Here is a 22,499-nt window from a genome sequence, read left to right as displayed (position 1 = left end):
CAACGGCTGACTGCAAAGCCTCGAGACGGCGCATGGGGCGCTGCGCGAAGCCGGCCTCACACTCTCTCTGGATCAACAGTCTATTCTGGACTCCGGTAAAAGCAAGCAATTTTCAAAATAAAAGTCCAGACTGGACTTTTTGACTTTAGAATTGCTTCCACGCCGGAGGCCGGCAACGTTGTGGAGAGCAATCCAATGAGCAAGATAGAAAAAGCCGTTCCGTTGATCGTCGATCAGGAAACCGTTCGCGAAGCCCTACCTCATCTCGACGTGCGCGATGCGTTGACGCAGATGTTTCGCTCGCTCGGCAAGGACGCCGCGGTGCAGCCGCCCCAAACGCTGACTCTGTTTCCAGGCGGCGCGGGAGACTTCATTACGTACCTCGGCGTGATGGCGAGCGCCAAGGTATTCGGCGCGAAACTGTCGCCGTACATCGTCACGCCAACGAAGCCGGTCATTACCGCGTGGACCGCGCTGATGTCGATGGAAACGGGACAGCCGTTGATGTGGTGCGATGCCGGCTTGCTCACGATCGAGCGCACCGCCGGTGCAACGGCGCTTGCCGTCGAGCACCTCGCCGCGCCCGATGCGGGAAAACTCGCGATCATCGGCTCGGGCGCGGTGGGCCAGGCGCATCTGCGCCAGCTGGCGTCGGTGCGTCCGTGGCGCTCGATTCAGGTGTTCTCGCCCGATCTCAAGGACAACGCGGCGAAGCGCGCGGCGGTCGCGGCCCTCGACGAGCGCGTCGTCATTTCCAACACGATTGAAGATTGCGTGCGCGAAACCGATGTGGTGGCCTTGTGCACCTCATCGGGTACGCCCGTGCTGCACGAAGGCATGCTCGGCAAGCCGGCGCTCATTACGTCGATCAGCACCAACGCCGTGAACGCGCACGAAATTCCACCCTCATGGATTCCCACCATGGACGTCTATTGCGACTACCGGCAAACCACGCCGGCCAGCGCGGGCGAAATGAAGTTGGCCGCGCAGCGACACGGGTGGTCCGCCGACAACGTCGTGGCTGATTTGCCCGAACTCGTATCGGGCGTCGCGCAAAAGCCGTCCTATCACAAACACGCGCTTTTCCGCTCGATCGGACTTGGACTGGAAGACGTGGCCATCGCGTTCGAACTCTTCAGGTATTTGACGCAGCGGGATGCGTGACATTGCGGTGACACAGGGCGTGCGATGAGCAGGTCGAGCACGGCGCGACGAGCGCCGGGAGAGCAACTGGACCGCGATCCCGCTCATGGCAAAATGGCGGATAACACACGGACTTGCAGCGCCATGACGCAACACGCTGCGGACTTTCCGAAAACTGGAACTTCACCCATCCCTATGCGCAAGACCAAGACCACAGCCGCGCGCCGGCTTCTTCTGGATCGATACAGCCGGGTCGCCGACGGCATCGCGCTGCTGTTCTTCCCGTACGTCGAAATTGTCATCCATGACTTGCAAAGCCAGACCGTGGCCTACATAGCCAACAACCTGTCCAAGCGCGAACTGGGCGACGAGTCGGCGCTGGAAGAAATGGACCATTCAGCCGAGTCCGGCACCATCGGCCCGTATGAAAAGATCAACTGGGATGGCAGGCGCATGCGCTGCGTCAGCACGGTGCTCTTCGACGACGCCGAGGCCGCGATCGGCGTGATGTGCGTGAACTACAACATTGCGGTATTCGAAGACGTGAAGCATGTCATCGACCGCGTGATCTCCGGCGCCGGCGTGGTGAAACAGCCCGAGGAACTGTTCAAGGACGACTGGCAGGAGCGCATCAACACGTTTCTCCACACATGGCTTCAGGAGCGCCAGTTGGCATTGAACTCCCTGACTCGCGACCACCGCCGCGAACTGGTCGAAGCGCTGTGGGCCGAGGGCGCATTCAAAGGGAAAAGCGCGGCGAATTATGTGGCGAACGTACTCGGGATGGGGCGTGCCACGGTCTATCAACATATCAGGGATCTGCGAGGCGCGGCAGCCTGATAGGGCTTGATAGGAAGTCCGACTTCCATTAAAGAATCATCGCTGAAACGCCGTTATCAGGGTAACGCATCGTCAATCGGCCAGGCGCGCTTTCGCCGTCGCGGCCAATACCCATTCGTGCCTTGCCCTTACACGCCCTATACCATGCCTGTCGCCGAATCGGCGGCAGCGCCGCAAGCTTTCATCAACCTCCGGCCAGGATTAATTTCGACAAGGACAAGATCGGCAACAAGCCGTCATACTCTGTCTCTTCTTGCGGCGGACGGTCCCGACAACGTAACCGGAAGATTTCGCCGGAAACGCGCTCGATGCATGACCGTCCGTCCCGTCCTTTCGACGGCAATTTCCGCGTAGCGCCACGCGCGGTTCAAGTGGAGCGTGCATTGCAATGAGTTACACCCCTGTCGTTCCGTTCGCCCACGACAAGGCAGATTCGGGCGCCTTCGTGGGCGGCGCCCCGGCATTTCGCCAACTGGTCCGCATGATCGATCGGGTCGCCCCGACCGAACATCCTTTGCTCATCTTCGGCCCGACCGGTTCGGGTAAGGAACTGGTGGCTCGCCGCGTGCATGCCCACAGCCAGCGCCAGGACCAACCGTTCGTCGACGTCAACTGCGGCGCGATTCCAGAAAACCTCGTCGAAGCCGAACTATTCGGGCATGTCAAAGGCGCGTTCACCGGCGCGGGCGAAAACCGCCAGGGACTTTTCCAGCAGGTCGGCAAGGGTACGCTGCTGCTCGACGAAATCGGCGAACTGCCGCTGGCGTTGCAACCCAAGCTGTTGCGCGTGCTTGAAACGCGCACCTTCCGTCCGATCGGTTCGTCCACCAGTCTGCATTTCGCCGGGCGCGTCGTCGCCGCGACCCACCGCGACCTGCGTGAACTCGCGCGTGAAGGGTTATTCCGCGAGGACCTGTTCTATCGGCTCGCGGTTTTCGTGCTGGCAGTGCCTGGACTCGAGCAGCGCATCGAGGACATCCCGGCGCTGGTCACCCATTTCGCATCACAGCACGCGCGCCGTCTCGAGTTCTCGCCGGCTGCCATCCGGCGGCTTTGCCAGCATTCGTGGCCGGGGCATATCCGGCAATTGCGCAATCTGATCAGCCAGTTGAGCGTGCTCGCCGAGAACACGCTCATCGATGTCGACTCGCTCGAACCGTTTCTCGCCAACGAAACCAGCGGACCGGTGTCGCGCGCGAGCCTCGCCGACATGCTGCTGCAACTCGAAGGCCGCGACAAGCTCGCGGCCGCCGAGGACCTGTTGATCGACCGCGCGCTCGAGCGGACCAGCGGCAACAAGAGTGCGGCCGCAACCATGCTCGGCGTGGGCCGCAAGACCATCGAGCGGCGTCTGAAGTCACGCGAGGAACATCACCGGGAAGCGCGCAAGTGTCTCGAACATGCGAGCGCGCTGATCGAGGAGTCGAAGTTCGCCGAAGCCATTCCGCTGTTGCGCCGCTGCCTCGACTTGTTGCAGACGCCCCACGAACAGGAGGCGGTGCGCCGTCTGCAGTTCGACGCGTACCGGCTGCTCGGCATGAGCTTGCGCAGCGTGCACGGCTGGCTGTATGCGGAGGCCACCGCCTGCTACGCCGCCGCGCTGACGATCGGCGAAGGCGTTTGCGAGCCCGCCGAAATCGCCGCGATCCAGTTCGGCATCTGGACCACGCAGTTGACGACGCTTCAGCTCAAGCAGGCGCGCGCGACCGCGCAGAACATGCTGGAGCGCGCACAGAATGGCGGCGACCGGGTCTCACTCGACGAAGCTCACGTCGCGATGACCAACACGCTTTTCTGGCTTGGCGACAGCGAGGAAGCGCTGGCCTGTCTCGCGCGCGGCAACCTGCTCAGCGTGGGGCGCAACGACACCCGTACCGGCTCGCAAGGGATCGATCTGGCCAGCCTCGCGTTGACTTTCGAAGGGCTGGCCGCCTATCAGATCGGCGCATTCGGGCAGGCGCGGCGTGCCATGGAGATGTTGATCCTGCGCGCGTCCGAACCGGGCGCGCACGCGCTCGCTCACGCCGTCAATCTGCAGGGCGCCGCCTGGCTCGCCTGCCTGTTCGATGACGTCGACCGGCTCGGCAGTCTCGCGAGCGAACTCGAATCGGTGTCGATCGCGAACGGCTTCGCGTTCTATCGCGGCGTCGGCCAGGTGCTCCGCGCCTGCCACCTCAGCGCGCTCGGCCATTCCGACGAAGCGGAAACCGTGATGCTCGACGGCTACGACAACCACGTCGTTTGCAATGGCGGCGCGCTGTTCTATTCCTTCAAGACGTGGCAGCACGGCGAACTGCTGCTGCGCGCCGGCCGCGCGAAGGCCTGCGAGGCGATTCTCGCCACCGCGATCGACGAGACCCTCGCCCGTCAGGAACGTGTCTACCTTGGCGAACTGCTGGTCACCCGGGCGCGCGCGCAGTGGGCCCTCGGCGATGTGAACGCCGCCGAACTCGGTCTGCGCACCGCGCTGTCCACCGCGCTCGCCTTCGGTTCGGTGCCGGCGCGCGTGGACGCCGCGCGCTACCTCGCCGATCTGCTGCGCTCCATCGGCCGCGGCGCAGAAGCCATCGACACACTCGAGCGCGGTCTGCGCTCGCTGACGACGGATCCGACCACGCGCGTCACCAGTGCCGCGAATTTGCTTGCCGAACTTCAGCAGGACGCTTCTTTCAACCTCGACAGTAAAGGAATCGCAAATGGCATATGAATTACGCCGGGAAGATCTGGAACCGCTGCTATTGGGAGCAGCGTTCTTCGGAAGCGGCGGCGGCGGCACGATCGAATCCGCGCGGCATCTGGCCGAGCATTTCGTCACCGGCGACTATTACCCGTCCGACACGGTCAAGGTGGTGTCGGTCGACGAGGCTACCGAAGGCGCGGCCGTCATGGTCGCCTATCTCGGCGCGCCTGAAGCGATTAATTCCGCCATCTATCCGATCGGACCCGTGACCGCCGTGCAGAACGTCCAGGCCCGGCTCGCCTCGCAAGCGACGAAGCTCGCCTACGTGATGCCGCCGGAAAGCGGCGCGCTGGGCTTCACGGTGGCGGCGCTCGTGGCGGCGAAACTCGGCCTCGCGGTGATCGACGCCGACGGCGCCGGCCGCGCCGTGCCCTCGCTGCCGATGCTCACCTTCGCGGCCGCCGAGATCGATCCGCGCCCGGCGTTCCTCGTGAGCCAGGGCGGCCTGTGCGTCGAACTCGACGTGACGCCGCGCGCCAGCAACCAGGGCGGTCCGACCCATCAACGCGATGTGTCGGCGATCGTCGAGCAGATGATGCGTCCGGTCGTCGCCGATCCCGAGTTCGGCCAGTTCGGCGGCCTCGCGATGTGGGTGATGAAGCCGGCCGACATCCGTCGCGCGACGCCGATTCATGGCACCTTGACGCGCGCACTGGAGCTCGGGCGCGCGGTGCAGGCCGGGCGGATCGGCAGCGCCCAGCAGATGATCGGCTATCTCGCCGAACATTGCGGGATCGCCGCGCGGGCCATCTCGGAGCCCGGCGAGTTGGTCTGCGCCGAAGTCGATACGAACGGCGGTTTCGACGTCGGCAAGGTTCATATTCAGGCCGGACAGCGCACCTATACGGTGATGTACCAGAACGAGTCGCTGCTCGCGTGGGACAGCGCATGTCCGCAGCCGATCGTGCTGGCGCCGGACAGCGTCGCGTATTTCGTCGGCGGCGAAGGTCAGGCGATCTTCAGCAACGGCGACCTGCTCAAGGATGACGGTTCGTTGAACCCGGTGATCGGCAAACGCCCCGTGACGCTGATCGCCTGGCGTGCCGAAGCCGAATTGCGCAAGCCCGGCCTGATTCTCGACAGCTTCATGCAGTTGCTGAACTCGCTCGGCTATCTCGGGCCGTATGTGCCGCTTGAGTCGCTGCAGTCCGCGCGCAAGGCAGACGCATCATGACCTCGCCTTCGAACTCACCTCTGCGCATCTGCGTGCTCGTGCCCGTCGCCACATCGGCCTACAACGACCGCATCATGAAAGCCATCGCGCCGGTCGTGCCGCCGGACGTGCAGGTCGAAATTCGCAATATCACCGAGGGGCATCCTGATATCGAGAGCCGCACGAACTGGCTGCAGAACGGCATGCCGGTGGTCGAACTCGCGCAGTCCATTGCCAACGACGGTTTCGACGGCATCTGGCTGACCGACTTCGATATGTGCGGCGTCGAGGCCGCGCGCGAAGTCATCGACATTCCGATCATCGGCGGTTTTCCCGCTTCGGCCTTCGCGGCTTTGATGCTCAGCCAGCGGTTCTCGATCATCACGATCCTGCAAAGCACGCTGGCGATGCAACGCGGTCATCCGCAGACCTATGGCATCCAGGACACGTTCGCGTCGATCCGCGCGATCGATTGCCCGGTCGCGCAGCTCGATAACGTCGACGTGGTGGTCGTTCGCACCTTCGAGGCGGCGCTGAAGGCCATCAAGGACGACGGCGCGCAAGCCATTCTGCTCGGCTGCACGGGTTTCGTCGACGTCGCGAGCCGCGTCTCCACGCTGCTCGGCGAGGCGCTCGGCGCGTATGTGCCGGTGATCGATCCGAATCAGGCCGGCTTCAGCTTCCTTGTCTCGCTGGTGCGGATGAAGGTACGCCCGAGCCGGTTGACTTACAGCAAGGTCAGTCTCCAGTCGTAAGCGGGACACTTCACTTCTCTCCGTGCTCGTCCGGCGCGGCGCGCTTGCCGCGCCGGATGCTCTCGCCTTCCAGTTCCGCGTTTTTCCCCTGCCTCGCAATCGCCTTTCGTTCCCATGTGGACGAAAGCGCCCTCTCGCCCTGCCGGATACCGTCAATTGGACGAAATCGTCCAATCTTCTGGGTATGCATGGACGAGACTGACCAGTTTCGCGCGTGAAATTTTCCGGCACGCCCGCTCCGATGCAGTTTCGATGCCTGGCACAGTCATTGCTTAAATATTGAGACAAGATGCCGCCTTAAAAAACACCTTGCACAGGCGGTTTCCGGAACACGCAGCAAATCCGTCCGACAAGCCGGGGAACCTGAGAGACCAACAAGATCACGCGCTGCAAAGCGTTCGACACACCGACGTCCGGCGACGTGCAGATTGCTGCCGAATCGCTGGCGCCGCCGGCACCCGGGCCGCCGCTATTCAGCGAGGCCATTCGGTTAGTGATCCGAACAATAGTTGACGTGCCGATCGAGTCCAACGATGTCGAGTCGTTGGCAACAGACCGAGAGAGGGCTGTGCAGTTGTTGTAGTTGTGACTGTCGTGTGTCAGCGCATCGCGACCGAATGCTTCCATAGAGAAGTTCGTTGCGATGCGCGACTGCGAAATGGCGGAAACCGTCTGGCTATGCACCAGGCGAGCTGCTACGGGGTTCGGCCGTCGTTGCCCTCCCTTCCGGGGACAAGCAGCGGCGGCTCGTTCTTTCTAATCAGTCCGCGCCGACCGCGGTGAAAACGCGGCTCCAGGCGTGGAACAGAATCTGCTACTGGCAACCCTACGCGGCGTCAGATTGTTAAGACCTCGCGAGTCGACCACACTGGCCATTTACGGGGTTTCAAACAATGCATCATCACATTTTCGAAAGCGAACTCGTTCATCTGGAACGCGTAATCGCCTGCGCGTCGCGAGAGCCCTTTCCGCCCACCTATTGGCGCGACCGCGTCGAGCATCTGAAAAATTGTCCACACGCGCCTCTGTTCGGCTATCGCATTGCCCGTCTGTCCCGGCTCGTTGCCGAACTGAACGGTTAGGCGACACGCTTCGGTAGCCGGTTGGCCTTATTTGGCGGACCGCCCGGCAACGAGCAAACACAACGCTTTCAGTCAAATGAATCGGCTGGGTCCAGCCGGTCGCATCCCCTTTTTCCGCCGGTGTTCGCCCGAACGCCGTCACTGGTTTCGTCAATTTGCCGCAACGTCGCCGCCTTCGGCCGCCTTGGCAATGGCGCCGGCCATTGCCGCCTATGACACCGAAAACCCGCGGCATTTCATAGGCGTGTACTATCGACGGCATTGCCTTAATCTCATTCTATTGATGGTGACTCTCACCTATATTTTGAGTTGCAGCAGCAGGCCTGCCGACGCGAGCTATGCTCGTCCAATGCATGCCACGATATCCGTATCGGATGGAGAGCATGTGCGTCGGGTTATCGCAGTGGTACACCCAGTACCCCCACAAGAGCCCACCAGGTAATGTTCCGGCAGCCCCCTCGGCGCGGGATCGTGCAATGCGCCACCGAAGACAGACACCGTAACAGAACAAATAGTGGGTACGTCCTCTCAAGGAGATAGCGCATGTCAACCGAAGCAAAGTGCCCGTTCAACCATACTGCCGGCGGCGGCACGACGAACCGTGACTGGTGGCCGAAGCAGCTGCGGCTGGACCTGCTAAGCCAGCACTCCAGCAGGTCGGACCCGCTGGACGGCGGCTTCAATTATGCAGAGGCTTTCAAGAGCCTCGATCTGGCGGCGGTGAAAAAGGACCTCGCCGCGCTGATGACCGATTCGCAGGATTGGTGGCCAGCGGACTTCGGCCACTACGGTCCGCTCTTCATCCGCATGGCCTGGCACAGTGCCGGCACGTACCGCATCGGCGACGGCCGCGGCGGCGCCGGGCGCGGCCAGCAGCGTTTCGCGCCGCTCAACAGCTGGCCGGACAACGTCAGCCTCGACAAGGCGCGCCGCCTGCTCTGGCCGATCAAACAAAAGTACGGCCAGAAAATTTCCTGGGCCGATCTGCTGATCCTCACCGGCAACGTCGCGCTCGAAACGATGGGCTTCAAGACCTTCGGCTTCGGCGGTGGTCGCCCCGACACGTGGGAGCCGGACCTGGACGTCTACTGGGGCAACGAAAAGACGTGGCTGGGCGGCGACGTCCGTTATGGCAAGGGAGCCGCGGGCGATAACGACGACGGCGGCGTGATCGTCGCGGACGAACAGAAGCACGGCGAAGAGGTCAGCCGCGACGACAACGGACGCAAGCTGGAAAATCCGCTGGGCGCCGTGCAGATGGGCCTGATCTATGTCAACCCGGAAGGTCCCGACGGTAATCCGGACCCAATCGCCGCCGCACACGACATCCGCGAAACTTTCGCTCGCATGGCCATGAACGACGAGGAAACTGTCGCGCTGATCGCCGGCGGCCACACCTTCGGCAAGACGCATGGCGCAGGTCCGGCCGACAACGTTGGTCCCGAACCCGAGTCCGCCGATCTCGCGAACCAGGGGCTCGGCTGGAAGAACAGCTTCGGCACCGGCAAGGGCGCCGACGCCATCACCAGCGGTCTGGAAGTCACCTGGACCACCACGCCGACGAAATGGGGCAACGGTTTCTTCGAGAACCTGTTCAAGTACGAATGGGAGCTGACCAAGAGCCCGGCCGGCGCCAACCAATGGGTCGCCAAGGGCGCCGACGAGACGATCCCGCACGCTTACGATCCGTCGAAAAAGCGTCGGCCGACGATGCTCACCACCGACCTCTCGCTGCGCATGGACCCCGTCTACGAGAAGATTTCGCGACGCTTTCTGGACAATCCCGACCAGCTCGCCGATGCCTTCGCCCGTGCATGGTTCAAGCTGACTCACCGCGACATGGGACCGCGTGCCCGCTACCTCGGGCCGGAAGTGCCTGCTGAAGAATTGATCTGGCAGGACCCCATTCCGGCAGTCGACCACCCGCTCGTCAATGACCAGGACGTTGCCTCGCTCAAGCAGAAGATCCTGGCGTCGGGGCTGCCCGTCTCGCAACTGGTGTCGACGGCCTGGGCGTCGGCGTCGACCTTCCGCGGCTCGGACAAGCGTGGCGGCGCCAACGGCGCGCGCATTCGCCTCGCGCCGCAGAAAGACTGGGCCGTCAACCAGCCCGAGCAACTGGCGAAGGTGCTGAAGGTCCTCGAAGGCATCCAGAGTGAGTTCAACGGCGCGCAGTCCGGCGGCAAGAAAATCTCGCTGGCGGATCTGATCGTGCTGGCGGGTAACGCCGGCATCGAACAGGCGGCAAAGAGCGCCGGCCATCAGGTGACGGTGCCGTTCGCACCGGGACGCATGGACGCCTCGCAGGAGCAGACTGACGTCGAGTCCGTCGGCGCGCTCGAACCATTCGCCGATGGTTTCCGCAACTATCTGAAGGGCAAAGTCGGCGTTCCGGCTGAGGCTCTACTCATCGACAAGGCGCAATTGCTGACGTTGACCGCGCCGGAAATGACGGTGCTGATCGGCGGCTTGCGCGCCCTGAAGGTAGGGACCGGGCAGAATCCGCAAGCCACCTTTACCAGCAAGCCGGAGACCCTGACCAACGACTTCTTCCGCAACCTGCTCGACATGGGTACGGAATGGAAGCCGGCCTCGTCGGCCCAGGACCTGTTCGAGGGACGTGACCGCAAAACTGGCGAGTTGAAGTGGACCGGCAGCCGCGTCGATCTGGTGTTCGGTTCGCACGCGCAGTTGCGGGCGCTGTCCGAAGTCTATGCAAGCGAGGACGGGAAGGAGAAATTCGTCAACGACTTCGTTGCCGCGTGGGTCAAGGTGATGAACCTCGACCGGTTCGATCTCGCCTGAGCGGGCGCCGCGGTTCCGTCAGGGTTGCCGCCCTGACGGAACGTTGCCCCGCCGGGCGAAAGATAAACTGCCAGGTTAAACCAACGGTGCGAGCCCCGCTGTATCGGAGCCGCACCGTTTGTTTTTGCGCGAAACGATGTGGGAGTGTGCGAGAGTGGCGGATGGGCGAAATCCTGTTTCAAGATCAAGAGCCCGCGCACCGCGTCATCGACAATGAGGGCGATACGGTCAACGACTTGAGGAGCCGGATCAATGGGAAGCACCAGTGCAGTTGCGGCAGCGGCAGTCGCCTTCCTGGGCAGCCACTTTCTCTTATCCCATCCACTGCGCGGACCGTTGGTTCGCGCAATTGGCGAAACCGCGTTCCAGGGCGTCTATTCGCTGGTTGCGTTCCTGACGCTCGGCTGGCTGATCGTGGCTTACGGAAAGGCGCCCCTCTCCGCACCGCTATGGCCGGTAGGCGACGGGCTCTGGGCGATTGCGACCGTGATCATGCTGATTGCGTCGATCCTGCTGATGGGTTCCCTGATCCGCAATCCGGCGCTGCCCACCGGCGGCCGGCCCGGCTCGTTTCCCGACGCGGCCCGCGGCGTATTCGCGATCACGCGTCACCCGATGATGTGGTCGTTCGCGCTTTGGGGGCTGTGCCACATCGCCGTGTTCCCCGTGGCCAAGAACATCATTCTTGCAGCGGCCATGGTGATCCTCGCGCTCGTCGGCGCCGCGCTGCAGGACCGCAAGAAGCAGCAACTCCAACCCGATCTCTGGCCCGCATGGGAAGCGAAGACCAGCTACCTGCCGTTCGCGGCGATCGCCGCCGGCCGCGCGCGGCTGAGCGGGTTCGGCATGCACGCGCTGCTGGGCGGGCTGGTCGTCTGGCTTGCGGCGACCTGGGCTCATATCCCGCTCACCGGCTGGGCGGCGGGCATCTGGCGCTGGTTGTAGACGCAGCCTCGTCAATGCCGTCGCTCAAGCCGCGCTTCATGCCACTGCATGCCGACTCGATGTGAACTGCTCTCTGCTCGTCGAGATGAAATCGGCGGCCTGAAGTGGAACCGTATCGGGACCGGAGAACGACCGCTTCACGCTGGCTCGGGCCAGGATGCGCGTCAGATGCGAATAGAAGTGCTGCAGTTGTTTCGCATCCGAAGCTCGTGGTTCGAGGTCGAACACATCTTCGAGCACGCGGCGCGAGACATAGAAACGTTGAAGTCCGTGGACGATGCGAATCTGAAAGACGACGCCGTCACTGTTGTGCGGCACCGCTGCCCAAATGAGCGAATGGCTACCCATGGAGCCCCCGTAGATCATGTCGATCGAAAATTCGTCAATTCATGGTCGCACATCTCAGCGGGCGGTGAATCTTTTCAAAATTGTGACGGGTCATCATTTGACATTTTTACCACGGTCGCCATATTGCAGTGCAGCAAATAGCTGTAGACTGAGGACGGGGCAACTGCAATTGGGCACCCACGGTCGCAATATGACGGGAGAATGCGCCATGACGACTTCTCAGTCTTCACACACTCCAACCGTCCCTGTATTGCATGTCTTCGAGCAAGCCGGAGGCTGGCATTGGGGCATCACGGTCCCGCGCGCGAAGGGAAGCGGATTCAAACTGATTGCCTTCAGCGAACGAACCTTCGCGGTCGAGGACGCCGCTCGCACGGACGGAAGCCAGGCGTTAGAAAGCCTGGCAAATAGCGGTGCGCGCGACCGGCTCACTACCGACGTCGCGTGAGTTCAATCGCCCGCGGCAACGATCGAGCTGAGCCGCGCCGCGCGGCACTTCCTTGAATCACCTTGAGACCGATGGTCGCGTCGGCGACCCGGAAGGCTTGCGGGGAAAAGACGCGCCTCGGACGAGCCTCGATCGCCCGCGCCACGCCGCATATGAAATTCGCCGCTGCGCCGTCGCCACACTATTGTCACACTTTGAAACGACGATCGGTGGTTGCACCGTCCCTGGCCCGGACGGCCGGCACGGCGCAGAAATTCTGTCGCTGTCCCGACGATAGTGACCGCAGTGTCGCACCGCTTCGCCAGATCCCAGGCAGGCGACGTGCTCTACACAACGCGGCGAAAAACATGAGAGACACCGTGAAGCAACGAGCGACTGTTGTCTGCCAGCTTGGCAGGCGAATCCTCCTGGTCAGCCGGGAAGGCACCCGTTGGTCGCTACCTGGCGGCAAGCCCGTGACAGGGGAAGATCTTCGTGAAACCGCGATGCGCGAATTAATGGAGGAAACGCGCCTTCATGCAATGGACATGCGGTACATGTTCGGCTTCACCGGCATCCACACCTGTCATCATGTATTCGTTGCGACGATTGCCGATGGCGAGCAGCCCGTGCCCAGCAACGAAATTACGCGTTGTACCTGGGCGAAGGTCACGGAGGTAGCCAATCTGCCGGTCAGTACTTCTACGAAGGGAATCGTTGAAGCGTTGGCCATGGCGTCCAACGGTGCATCAAGACTGACCAGCGACGACGACCAGGCAGCCGATATCGGAGCCCAATTCTCTCGCTGATCAAACCGCCCCGGCCAGCATAGCCATCACGACCTGAATGGGCGACATCTACAGCGAATCAAAGCTCGTCGAAGCCTACGACTTTGCCGGGCGCCCCGTCTTGACCTGCTCAACAGCGGACACGGCTGCAAGGAGACGTTTCAGCGCCGCGGATTCGAGCAGAACCAATCCAGCGCGCAGAATTTCGCTTTTCTTCACGGACACGCCAGCCTCCAGGCATTTCTGTTTCAGCGCAGCAATTTTGTCGTAGTCGGACTTCGGCATCGTGAAGCTGTCACGCACGACTTTCTCTTTCTTCGCGCGCTTGTCTTTGACCGCCACAGTTGCTTTGACAGGCGCGGCCTTGTCAGCGGCAACCGTCTTTTCCTTCGGCACTTTCTTCGCGCTTGCGCTCTTCTTTTTTACCGCGACGCTCGCGGTTGGCTCGGCAACGTCGCTCTCAGTTTCGGGGGCGGCGCCGGCACCCTTTGGGAAATGAAAAGTCTTCTTCGTTGCTTTCTTGAGGCTCGGCTCACTCATCAGGATCTCCATGCAAAAATTAACGGTATAAACAGTATATACGGTTATTTGGCGGCATGAGTCGCGGACGTGGAGGATGTGCCGATTACCGGCGTTTACGCAGCGCAGCAAATCCGCAGTTCGAGTCGTCCCATCAACGAGTAACGGCCGCGTTTGCCATGCGTGCCCAGTGTGAAATTCATCCGCAGCTCTTTAACGTGCGCGGTCACCCAGACGCCATGATTCGATGGAATAATGACGTTTCGTGCTCGCCTGGATGACTCGTAGAATTGCAGCCGGATGCGCTGCAAGCCGACATCATTCAGGCGGGCGCGCTACACCTGCATCGAGCTTTCGTCGCTGACCGACGCACCCCATGATCAGCGTTTCCCTCAGGGTCCCGGCGCCTTGCCGGTGCGACCGTCGGCTTCTTCACGCCCCTGCGCGTGCGCGGTTTCTGTTCTGCCTGGTTCGTCGGCATGAAGCAATGCGGGCGTAAGAAAGCAGCCCATCATGGCGGACAGGATAATAAATATCGAGGCCGCATCGACCAGCAGCCCGAAACGAATAAAAATCAGGAAGCAGCACAAGACATTCAGCAGATGCAGGAGTAAGCCCAGAACGGTGGAACCCTTTGGGACGGCGCGGATGAAGACCGCAAGCCGCGATTGCCGGCGCGGCACGTACCAGATGATCAGCAGCCCGAACGTCATGATGAAGGCGCTTTCCGCCCATTTCAGCCAGGTGGGCCGACGCAGGAAACGCCCCTCGACGATCGTCTCGATCACTTGCGCCTGAATCTCGATACCTGGCACCAGTTCCCCCAGCGCGGTCGTGCGCATGTCGGTGACGCCCGCGCCGGTCAGGCCGACCAGCACCAGCTTGTTGCGGATCCGGTCGGGGTCGACCGTGCCCTGCAGAACGTCGCGCGCCGACACGTAGCGGCTCAACGTCGAGCGAATGGATGCGAAATGCAACCAGATGTCGCCGCCGGGTTGCGTGGGCACCTGCACATCCGCGACGCCCACCGCCTGCACGCCCGATGTGTCGGCAAACACGTCGATCGCCGAAGATCCGGTGGCGAGGCGGAGCATTTCCATCGGCAGACTGGGGACCAGCTTCTCCCGCAAACCCATGATCAACGGAATATGCCGGACCACGCCTTGTTCGAGCGCCACGCTCAGCATCGCCTGACCGTGAGCCGCCGCCTGCAATTCGGGCAAGCTGGCGAGCACATAGTCGAAGCGTTGCACAGAGTCGAGTGGGTCGGCGCCATGCACGAGGATCGGCGCACTGCGCAGATCGGTGCTGGCGGCGGAGGTTGCGTGATCGAGCGGCGCGGCGCCCAGGATGGTCGGCGCGGCGCGCAACGATCGCTCGAGAATGGCCTCGTGACTGGGCAGCGCCCGCAAGCCGGCCGCCAGAGCCGCAGCCGATTTCGGCAGATTGGCGGCCACCTTGTCGGGCGAGGTCTGATCCGGTTCGGGCATGTAGATGTCGAGACCGATGGCCAGCGGTTTCAATGCGTCGATGGCATCCACCAGGCTCGCGAGTCGATTTCGCGGCCACGGCCATTGACCGACGGTCGCCAGCGTCTCCTCGTCGATCTCCACGATGGTCACGGGCTGCGCGGTCGGAACCCGCGGGAAGTGACGTTGATACTGATCGAACAGAATTTGCCGGGCGGTTTTGAAGGAATCAGGCAGCGCCGCGTCGAGCGCGTCGACGAAAGCCGGACGCGGTATGTCGCTCGGCCATTCGCTGGTCAGATTGAGCAGGCTCAGGCCGAACAATAGCGCCAACGCCACCGGACGCCCCTGGGCGGCCTTCAGCAGATGCCTGGTCCGGGCAATCCATGGGTCGAAATAGCGTTTCATCGACGGAAAGGCCACTCAGCGCCGATGACTGGCGCGGGTCATTGGACGGTGATGACCGCGCGCCGGTTCATGCGATGGGGAACGCCATCCGCCGTGGGGACCAGTGGCTCGCGTTTGCCCCGCGCGGCGATCTCAATCTGTTGGGCAGGAATGCCTTGCTTGATCAGGAACGTCGCCACCGTCTGCGCCCGCTGCATGGACAGTTTGTCATTGAAGTCCTGCGAGCCGGCGAGATCGGTATGACCGACCACCACGAGTTGGGGCGCAGGCCAGGTCGCAAGAACGGCCTTCAGTTTCTTAACCGTGGCGGCCGACTCCGGGGCCAATTCGGTGGCGGAGTCGAAGAGAAAAAAGATCGTGAAGGTCATGGGGCGCGGCGGCCGGGCCGCGAGCAGTTCACCATATCGTGCCTGCACAGTGGACTGGCTATCCAGCGTTTTTTCAATGGAGCCGCTCTTCGTGACGTCGACTCCGGCGTAAGCCTTGTCTATGGTCTGCTCGCCGGTCGCGCTGTGGACAACGACCGCGCCGACCTTGCCGTCGGGATCCGGCAATAGAATGATTTTGTCCGGAGTGCTGCACGCGGCCAGCAAGGCCAGCATGACGAATGCCGCTGCCCATGCCAGCCCGCGACGTCGGATTGCAGCCTTCAATGTGCGCCCTCCCCTTTATCCCCGACTTCGATGATGAACTCAGTGCCGCGTACGCCGAGCGTGGTAGTCGGTGTGCTGAAACGGACGGCATCCGGATTCGCCTTCGCCAGTTTTCCGGAAATTACGGCCAGTGAGCCGCGTTTGACGGAGGCGTCGAGTACGCCGTCATGGGTCGTGGTATTGAACGCGAATTTGTTGAGGTCGAGGATGGTATCGGCGCCGGCCGAGAGCTGGGTGGTGTCACGCAGCGTGATGCCGACGGAGGACTGCGGGCCGGTCACGATACGATCCTTGCCATACACCTCGCTGCCGATGGCCGCGCCCGAACTTGCTCCGGACCGCTCGATCTGCACGGTGCCCTTGACGGTCTTGACGACGCCGGCAGCATCGTCGGCAAGTGCATCCGTGACAGCCATGCATCCGCAGGCTAGAAGCAACGCATATTGGGCGGCTTGGAGACGCATCGGTGTCACCTGATGGCGTAAACGCTGCATTCCGCGGAACAGCGTGTCGACCTGGTGTGTGAGCAGTCATTGCCTGACCGCTCGCAGAGCTGGGGCTTGCGAAAGACTTGCAGAAATACGGCTCCTGGAAGCCGGGGGAGGCTTTTCTACGGCATCCATCAGACTAGCGCCGCGCCCGTGGGTGACTCTGTGCGCTTCCGCGCATATCGCCACGAGACACTTGATTGGCAGCCTGTTTGCGTCGCCGCGCCTCTCGATTAAGGGTTAACCCATTCAGAACTGCGCATCAAAGTGCATACAGTTCTTGCATACGAGCTTGCTTCAGACGCGGGGGGATTGCCGCCCAGGACTTCCGGCGGTGTTTCCTCAGTTCCACGAACTCAAAGGAGAAGACAGATGGAAATCCGCAACCCTTCCCCCGGCCTCTACAACGAAGATCTCGCCCCTTCAAGGGTACGCAACTGGGGTGCCTTCAGCATCTTCAATGTCTGGACTTCGGACGTACACAGCCTCTGGGGCTACTACCTCGCAGCCAGTCTGTTCCTGCTGTGCGGCACGTTTACCAACTTCGTGCTGGCGATCGGAATCGGCTCGCTGGTGATCTTCGCGCTGATGAACCTGATCGGCTACGCCGGCGAGAAGACCGGCGTGCCCTACCCGGTGCTGGCGCGCGCCTCCTTCGGCGTGTGGGGCGCCAACCTCGCGGCGCTGGTGCGCGCCGTGGTGGCCTGCTTCTGGTACGGCGCGCAGACGGCCGCGGCAGCGGGCGCGCTGGTCGCTCTGCTCATCCGCAACGACAGCATGATGACGTTCTACAAGGGCACGCACTTCCTCGGCCACTCGGGGTTGGAGGTGATCTGCTACGTGGTGATCTGGGCGCTGCAGTTGCTCATCATCCAGAAGGGCATGGAGACGGTGCGCAAGTTTCAGGACTGGGCCGGCCCGGCGGTGTGGGTCGCGATGCTGATTCTCGCGATCGGCCTGTGCGTGAAGGCCGGCGGCTTCTCGTTCTCGCACGGCATTCCGATGGACGTGCTGCTCGACAAAACCAAAGACGCCGGTGTCAGCGGCGAGCCGGGCTCGTTCTGGGCGCTGATGGCAGTGGGCGCGACCTGGATCACCTACTTCGCGGCGCTGTACCTGAACTTTTGCGACTTCTCGCGCTACGCAAAGAACCGCGAAGCCGTGAAGAAAGGCAATCTGTGGGGCCTGCCGGTCAACCTGATCGCGTTCTCGCTGGTCGCGGGCATCACCACCATCGCCGCCTTCAAGGTGTATGGCGAAGTCCTGCTGCATCCCGAGCAGATCTCAGCCAAGTTCGACAGCTGGGTACTGGCGCTCATCGCGGCGCTGACCTTCGCGGTCGCCACGCTCGGCATCAACGTGGTCGCCAATTTCGTCTCGGCGGCGTTCGACATCTCCAACGTATTCCCCAAGCAGATCAGCTTCAAGAAAGGCGGCTATATTGCCGCGGCCATCGCGCTGGTGCTCTACCCGTTCGCGCCGTGGGAAGGCAACGCCGCGCACTTCGTCAACGCCATCGGCGCGACGATGGGCCCGTTGTTGGGGGTCATTCTGGTGGACTACTATCTGGTGGCCAAGGGCAACATCAACGTCGCGGCGCTCTATCAGGAGCACGGCGAGTACCGTTACGAAGGCGGCTGGAACGTCAACGCGTTGATCGCGGCGGCGATCGGCAGCGTGTTTTCGACCTTTCTGCCGAACTTCACCAACCTGCTGCCGGTCTGGTGGAACACCTATGGCTGGTTCTTCGGCGTGCTGATCGGTGGCGGCACCTATCTGATCATGGCGACGCTGCGGCCACGTACGGCCGTTGCGACGACCCGCGCTTAAGGCCTCTTCGTGGAACTGGACGCGGTGACCCGCGTTCAGCTCCACGAGGCAGAGTCAAGCATTAGCGCGCGCTGCATCCCGCAGGCGGACGGTTCGTCACGATAGGCGGCTCCGCTTTTCTCACTGGTTGATCTGCCCTGCCGCAATGTCCTCTAGCGATCTTCCGCGCGTCGGCACGCCCATGAGCAACACCGCCAACGCGCCGATCAGCAGCACGAGCGTCGTCGCCCCGAACACGCCGGCAAAGCCCAGCAGCGGATAGACGTACCCGACGAGGATAGGCGCGGCAATCGCGCCCAGCCGGCCGATCGACGAAGCGAGCCCGGTGCCCGTCGCGCGCACGTCGGTGGGAAAAACCTCCGGGGTGTAGGCATAAACGCCGGCATAGGTGCCGTTCATGAAGAACGAAAGCAGGATGCCCGACACCATGATGCCGGTATCCGTACCCGTCAACGCAAGCCCGAGCGCCGAGATGCCGCCCAATATCATGTACGACGCAATCGTCGCCTGGCGGCCGATCTTCTCGTTGAGCCACGCGCCCGAAAAGTATCCGGGAATCTGCGCGATGTAAATCACGAGCGAATAAGAAAAGCTCCGCGTGATCGTCATCCCGTTCTGAACCAGCAAGCCGGGAATCCACGTGAAAAACGCGTAGTAGCTGAACGTGATGGATAGCCACATCAGCCACGTCATGGCCGTGATGCGCGCGAGCTTCGCCGCCCACAGCGCCTTGACGTTGGCGATGATCGAGGCCCGTCCGGCCGCGAGCGGAACGGACCCCTCGCGCGCGGGAGACAGCGGCTCCAACTGTACGCCGGCTTTCATCACCTCCGCTTCCATCCGCGACACGATCGCATCGGCTTCCGCGTGCCGGTTGCGTGCCTCGAGCCAGCGCGGCGACTCGGGCAACGCGCGGCGCCACCAGAGCAGCATCACAATGGGCAGCGCCGTGATCACCATGACTGCACGCCATGCATTGGGTGCGAGTGGAATCACCAGATAGCCCAGCAGTGCGGCCGCCACGAATCCAAACGAGAAAAATCCCGCGAGGCTGCCGGTGAAACTGCCGCGATATCGCCGTGCCACGAACTCGGAGAGAAACGGCGCGACGATGGCGCTTTCCGCACCCGTCCCCAGGCCGGCGACAATGCGCGTCGCCAGAAAAAATCCCCAGTCGTTCGCGAGCGCGCTGGCAAGGGACGCGACACAGTAAATCACGAGCGCATACATCATGACCTTGCGTCGGCCGATGATGTCGCCAAGCATGCCCGCGAGCATCGCGCCGACGAAATAGCCCATGAACGTACCGCTTCCCAGCACGCCGGTCTGCACGCTCGTCAACCCCCATTGCGTGCGCAGCACCGGCAGCAGGAATGCGAGCACGGCGGCGTCCATCGCATCGAAGGTGTAGCCGAGGCCGCCCATCAACAACAGACGGCGGTGAAAACCTGAAAACGGCAATCGCTCGATGCGAGCGGCAATCATCGACATGGACAAGCTCCGATTGGGACATTGGGGCGCCGCGAACGCGGGCGGGCTCATAAGGTCAAGCGCTTTCGAGTTCGTTGACGAAGATCCGGCCATCCTTCATTACGAGCGGAATATGCTCGCCCTGGCCCAGCAGGCAATCTACGGACTTCAAAGGATTGCCGTCGACCACCAGCACATCGGCATGCGCGCCCGGCATGATTCTGCCGAGCTTGTCCTGCATACCGAGCACTTCCGCGCCAACGATGGTCGCGCTCGCGATCACCTCGGCCGGCGACATGACGTCGGCGAGAATCCGGAACTCATCGCTTTGCAGCCGCTGTGCCTCGCCGAGCAGGTCCGTGCCGAAGCCCATCTTCACGCCGGCGCGCTTCATGATTTCAATCGAGTGCAGTCCCGCGCCATGCACGTCCGCTACCTTGGCGATGCTGGCCGGCGGCAGTCCATATTTCTCGCCTTCGCTTGCAAGGGCGTCGTAAGTGACGAGGGTCGGCACAACATACGCGCCGTGTTCCGCCACGAGCCGTGCGGTCTCCTCGTCGATCAGATTGCCGTGCTCGATCGTGCGCACGCCGCAACGCACGGCGCGCGCGATCGCCGCGGGCGTATAGGCATGCGCCAGCACATACGTGCCACGCCCCTGAGCTTCGGCGACGATGGCGCGGATCTCGTCTTCGGAGTAACCGAATGCGCCGACCGGATCGGTGGGCGAAGCAACCCCGCCCGAAGCCATGATCTTGATCTGGTCGGCGCCCATCTGCAGTTCCTCGCGCACGGCCCGGCGCACTTCATCGACACCGTCCGCCACGCGGCCGAGCGCGCCCACGCGCACGCAGCATCCGCACGGTGAATCGGGCGGCATGTAGTCGGAGCGGGCGCGCGGATCGGCATGACCGCCCGTCTGGCTCAACGCGCGGCCGGATACAAAGAGGCGCGGACCTTCGATGAGCCCCGATTCGACCGCCTGCTTGAATGGATACCCTGCCCCGCCCGCGTCGCGCACGGTGGTGAAGCCGCGGCGCAGCATCGCGCGCATGATCGGCACGGCGCGTAGCGTGACGAGCACGTTGGGGAGCGTCGCCACGCGCGGCAGATTGAACTCGATTGCAACGACATGCACATGCAGATCGATCAGCCCCGGCATGATCGTTTTGCCTTTGACGTCGATCACGTGCGCGTTGCTGCTCTTGATCGGTTTATCGGACACTTCGCGGACGAAGCCGTCCTCGATGAGAATTTCGAAACCTTCCAGCAGATCAGGATGGGTAGGATCGAGAAGCGCGCCGTTACGTAAGAGAAAGCTGGTCAAGTGTTATCTCCTTCAGGTTTCGACCGCAGCGCCAGGCATACGGGCCTCGCTTCGAGTATGGAGGCTGGCGTATGGAAGCGCTGCCAGGATATTCATCAGGATAAATCCCGCATGTATCAAGTATGGCGCTGACCAACACATGCCGCAAAGCGGATCCAAAAAAAGCTTTTCCCACATGTTGATCTATTGCAGTTGTCCGCATTAAGATGGGCACCTCGGCGCGCGACATGCCACCCGAACGCAAGGTGACATCCCGCAGCGGCCACCACACCGAATTGATCCTGCTCGCGAAGCGAGGCCAACGGATCAGGTTCCCAGCCAGGCAGCAAGCTCAGCCAGGAGACAACGATGCTCAGTCCACACGAATTCGCGACCCTCATGTTGCTCAAGGATGCACCGGATCTACCGAGTCTGGACGGTGCCGATCTGGAAGCGCTTCTGGAGCGCCAACTCGTCACGCTGGAAGAGCTCGCTTCCGGGCAACAACGCCCTCTCATTACCGAGGATGGACAGATTTTTCTGAAGGCCGCCGCTCGTATCCTGAACGACGAATGACACGTATCGCTTGATCAGTTGCACAGTCAAGGAGTGTTGTATGGCCGAATCGGGGGCGGGAATCGTCGTGGGTCTGTGTGGTCTGAGTGTCGCCATGCTGTTGGTCGCCGGACATTATTGGCGCGAGATGATCAGGCGTCGGCAGCTCAGACGAATGAACCATCACGATTGCTGGGAAGTGATGCGCCACAGGCGCTGAAGGCGCGCTGCCGGATGCGTCGATAGTCACGGCATCAAGTGGCTTATGCGCATTTCGCGCGCAGTCTTGCGGACCTGTTTGATTCAATCGGACCCGCAGCGAGCAGGTCACGAGAAAGCCGATCATGAACTGGCTAGCCAATGCGGTGCTTGTCGCGCACGCGCTGCTTGCGTTGTTCATCGTGTGCGGATTCGTCGCGATCTGGGTGGGCGCCGGCCTCCGCTGGAAGTGGATACGCCAGCGTTTCTTCCGGCTCGTTCATCTGTCAGCGATCGTGATCGTGGCCACGCTGTCGCTGCTGGGTATCGCGTGCCCGTTGACGACGCTGGAGGACTGGCTGCGTACGGGTTCGCTGGATACGCAAGGATTCACGCAAGGCTTCATTCAGCGCTGGGTGAGCCGCCTGCTCTACTACGATTTGCCGGGCTGGGTCTTCACGCTTCTGTACGTCGCTTTCGGTCTGGTGGTGTTGCTGACCTGGCGGCTGATTCCTCCTGAGAGCGCACGTCGTTCGAAAGCAATGCGCTCGTGAGTCAGAGCTAACGCGCTGGACAC

At 62.4% G+C, this 22,499-nt stretch carries 21 protein-coding genes; 13 read left to right on the top strand and 8 right to left on the bottom strand.

What is annotated here, in order from left to right; all coding sequences use genetic code 11:
* Positions 1–195: 195 nt before the first annotated feature.
* The 5 genes from ACQKRQ_RS14055 to ACQKRQ_RS14035 all read left to right on the top strand — a co-directional run bounded on the left by ACQKRQ_RS14055 (position 196) and on the right by ACQKRQ_RS14035 (position 6,631).
* Positions 196–1,164, top strand: a complete 969-nt coding sequence (locus ACQKRQ_RS14055; protein ID WP_427477614.1) for an ornithine cyclodeaminase family protein — start codon at positions 196–198, stop codon at positions 1,162–1,164.
* 123 nt (positions 1,165–1,287) lie between these two features.
* A complete protein-coding gene (locus ACQKRQ_RS14050; protein ID WP_279388568.1) occupies positions 1,288–1,983 on the top strand; it encodes a helix-turn-helix transcriptional regulator in 696 nt (231 codons plus the stop codon).
* A gap of 388 nt (positions 1,984–2,371) precedes the next feature.
* Positions 2,372–4,690, top strand: a complete 2,319-nt coding sequence (locus ACQKRQ_RS14045; protein ID WP_408311409.1) for a sigma-54 interaction domain-containing protein — start codon at positions 2,372–2,374, stop codon at positions 4,688–4,690.
* Positions 4,680–5,897, top strand: a complete 1,218-nt coding sequence (locus ACQKRQ_RS14040; protein ID WP_427477612.1) for a DUF917 family protein — start codon at positions 4,680–4,682, stop codon at positions 5,895–5,897. Before ACQKRQ_RS14045 ends, ACQKRQ_RS14040 begins: the two co-directional genes overlap by 11 nt.
* The gene (locus ACQKRQ_RS14035) at positions 5,894–6,631 is read left to right on the top strand and encodes an aspartate/glutamate racemase family protein (RefSeq protein WP_408176759.1); all 738 of its coding nucleotides are present in this window, start codon (positions 5,894–5,896) and stop codon (positions 6,629–6,631) included. The genes ACQKRQ_RS14040 and ACQKRQ_RS14035 overlap by 4 nt, the downstream gene beginning before the upstream one ends.
* A 297-nt stretch (positions 6,632–6,928) precedes the next feature.
* Here the strand turns inward: ACQKRQ_RS14035 and ACQKRQ_RS14030 are convergent, their stop codons facing one another.
* A complete protein-coding gene (locus ACQKRQ_RS14030; protein ID WP_427477610.1) occupies positions 6,929–7,258 on the bottom strand; it encodes a hypothetical protein in 330 nt (109 codons plus the stop codon).
* A gap of 266 nt (positions 7,259–7,524) precedes the next feature.
* On the opposite strand from ACQKRQ_RS14030, the gene ACQKRQ_RS14025 reads away from it, so the two are divergent.
* The 3 genes from ACQKRQ_RS14025 (at position 7,525) to ACQKRQ_RS14015 (ending at position 11,463) form a co-directional block, all read left to right on the top strand.
* Positions 7,525–7,713, top strand: a complete 189-nt coding sequence (locus ACQKRQ_RS14025) for a hypothetical protein (protein WP_132374499.1) — start codon at positions 7,525–7,527, stop codon at positions 7,711–7,713.
* 543 nt (positions 7,714–8,256) lie between these two features.
* Positions 8,257–10,518 (top strand): catalase/peroxidase HPI, encoded by a 2,262-nt coding sequence (gene katG / locus ACQKRQ_RS14020; RefSeq protein WP_427477609.1) that lies wholly within the window; start codon positions 8,257–8,259, stop codon positions 10,516–10,518.
* A 252-nt stretch (positions 10,519–10,770) separates the two neighbouring features.
* Positions 10,771–11,463, top strand: a complete 693-nt coding sequence (locus ACQKRQ_RS14015; protein WP_132374497.1) for an NnrU family protein — start codon at positions 10,771–10,773, stop codon at positions 11,461–11,463.
* Between the two features lie 36 nt (positions 11,464–11,499).
* Here the strand turns inward: ACQKRQ_RS14015 and ACQKRQ_RS14010 are convergent, their stop codons facing one another.
* On the bottom strand, positions 11,500–11,811 hold the full coding sequence (locus ACQKRQ_RS14010) for a hypothetical protein (RefSeq protein ID WP_132374496.1): 312 nt from the start codon (positions 11,809–11,811) through the stop codon (positions 11,500–11,502).
* Positions 11,812–12,019: 208 nt separating this feature from the next.
* Here ACQKRQ_RS14010 and ACQKRQ_RS14005 point away from each other — a divergent pair, with 208 nt between their 5' ends.
* Together ACQKRQ_RS14005 and ACQKRQ_RS14000 are read left to right on the top strand one after the other, a co-directional pair.
* Positions 12,020–12,259, top strand: coding sequence for a hypothetical protein (locus ACQKRQ_RS14005; protein ID WP_132376895.1), 240 nt, complete (start codon positions 12,020–12,022; stop codon positions 12,257–12,259).
* A gap of 347 nt (positions 12,260–12,606) precedes the next feature.
* Positions 12,607–13,047 (top strand): NUDIX hydrolase, encoded by a 441-nt coding sequence (locus tag ACQKRQ_RS14000; protein ID WP_427477606.1) that lies wholly within the window; start codon positions 12,607–12,609, stop codon positions 13,045–13,047.
* A 75-nt stretch (positions 13,048–13,122) separates the two neighbouring features.
* Here ACQKRQ_RS14000 and ACQKRQ_RS13995 read toward each other — a convergent pair whose 3' ends face one another.
* The 4 genes from ACQKRQ_RS13995 to ACQKRQ_RS13980 all read right to left on the bottom strand — a co-directional run bounded on the left by ACQKRQ_RS13995 (position 13,123) and on the right by ACQKRQ_RS13980 (position 16,539).
* Positions 13,123–13,566, bottom strand: coding sequence for a hypothetical protein (locus ACQKRQ_RS13995; RefSeq protein ID WP_132374494.1), 444 nt, complete (start codon positions 13,564–13,566; stop codon positions 13,123–13,125).
* A 371-nt stretch (positions 13,567–13,937) separates the two neighbouring features.
* Positions 13,938–15,422, bottom strand: coding sequence for a CHASE2 domain-containing protein (locus ACQKRQ_RS13990; RefSeq protein WP_427477604.1), 1,485 nt, complete (start codon positions 15,420–15,422; stop codon positions 13,938–13,940).
* Positions 15,423–15,460: 38 nt separating this feature from the next.
* The gene (locus ACQKRQ_RS13985) at positions 15,461–16,024 is read right to left on the bottom strand and encodes an OmpA family protein (RefSeq protein ID WP_243658151.1); all 564 of its coding nucleotides are present in this window, start codon (positions 16,022–16,024) and stop codon (positions 15,461–15,463) included.
* 47 nt (positions 16,025–16,071) lie between these two features.
* Positions 16,072–16,539 (bottom strand): FecR family protein, encoded by a 468-nt coding sequence (locus ACQKRQ_RS13980; protein WP_427477602.1) that lies wholly within the window; start codon positions 16,537–16,539, stop codon positions 16,072–16,074.
* 396 nt (positions 16,540–16,935) lie between these two features.
* Between ACQKRQ_RS13980 and ACQKRQ_RS13975 the strand changes: the two genes are divergently transcribed.
* A complete protein-coding gene (locus ACQKRQ_RS13975) occupies positions 16,936–18,393 on the top strand; it encodes an NCS1 family nucleobase:cation symporter-1 (protein ID WP_427477600.1) in 1,458 nt (485 codons plus the stop codon).
* Between the two features lie 120 nt (positions 18,394–18,513).
* Here ACQKRQ_RS13975 and ACQKRQ_RS13970 read toward each other — a convergent pair whose 3' ends face one another.
* Together ACQKRQ_RS13970 and ACQKRQ_RS13965 are read right to left on the bottom strand one after the other, a co-directional pair.
* Positions 18,514–19,884 (bottom strand): MFS transporter, encoded by a 1,371-nt coding sequence (locus ACQKRQ_RS13970; RefSeq protein ID WP_408176745.1) that lies wholly within the window; start codon positions 19,882–19,884, stop codon positions 18,514–18,516.
* Between the two features lie 55 nt (positions 19,885–19,939).
* On the bottom strand, positions 19,940–21,190 hold the full coding sequence (locus tag ACQKRQ_RS13965) for a metal-dependent hydrolase family protein (RefSeq protein ID WP_408176744.1): 1,251 nt from the start codon (positions 21,188–21,190) through the stop codon (positions 19,940–19,942).
* Positions 21,191–21,538: 348 nt separating this feature from the next.
* Here ACQKRQ_RS13965 and ACQKRQ_RS13960 point away from each other — a divergent pair, with 348 nt between their 5' ends.
* Both ACQKRQ_RS13960 and ACQKRQ_RS13955 read left to right on the top strand, forming a co-directional pair.
* A complete protein-coding gene (locus ACQKRQ_RS13960) occupies positions 21,539–21,745 on the top strand; it encodes a hypothetical protein (RefSeq protein WP_408282350.1) in 207 nt (68 codons plus the stop codon).
* A 323-nt stretch (positions 21,746–22,068) separates the two neighbouring features.
* A complete protein-coding gene (locus ACQKRQ_RS13955) occupies positions 22,069–22,476 on the top strand; it encodes a DUF2784 domain-containing protein (RefSeq protein WP_408176741.1) in 408 nt (135 codons plus the stop codon).
* The last annotated feature ends 23 nt before the right edge of the window (positions 22,477–22,499 follow it).

The organism is Paraburkholderia sp. NPDC080076 (assembly GCF_050281145.1).
GTDB lineage: Bacteria > Pseudomonadota > Gammaproteobacteria > Burkholderiales > Burkholderiaceae > Paraburkholderia.
The sequence above is the reverse complement of the archived record's forward strand: the minus strand, read 5'-3'. Positions and strand labels throughout refer to the sequence as shown.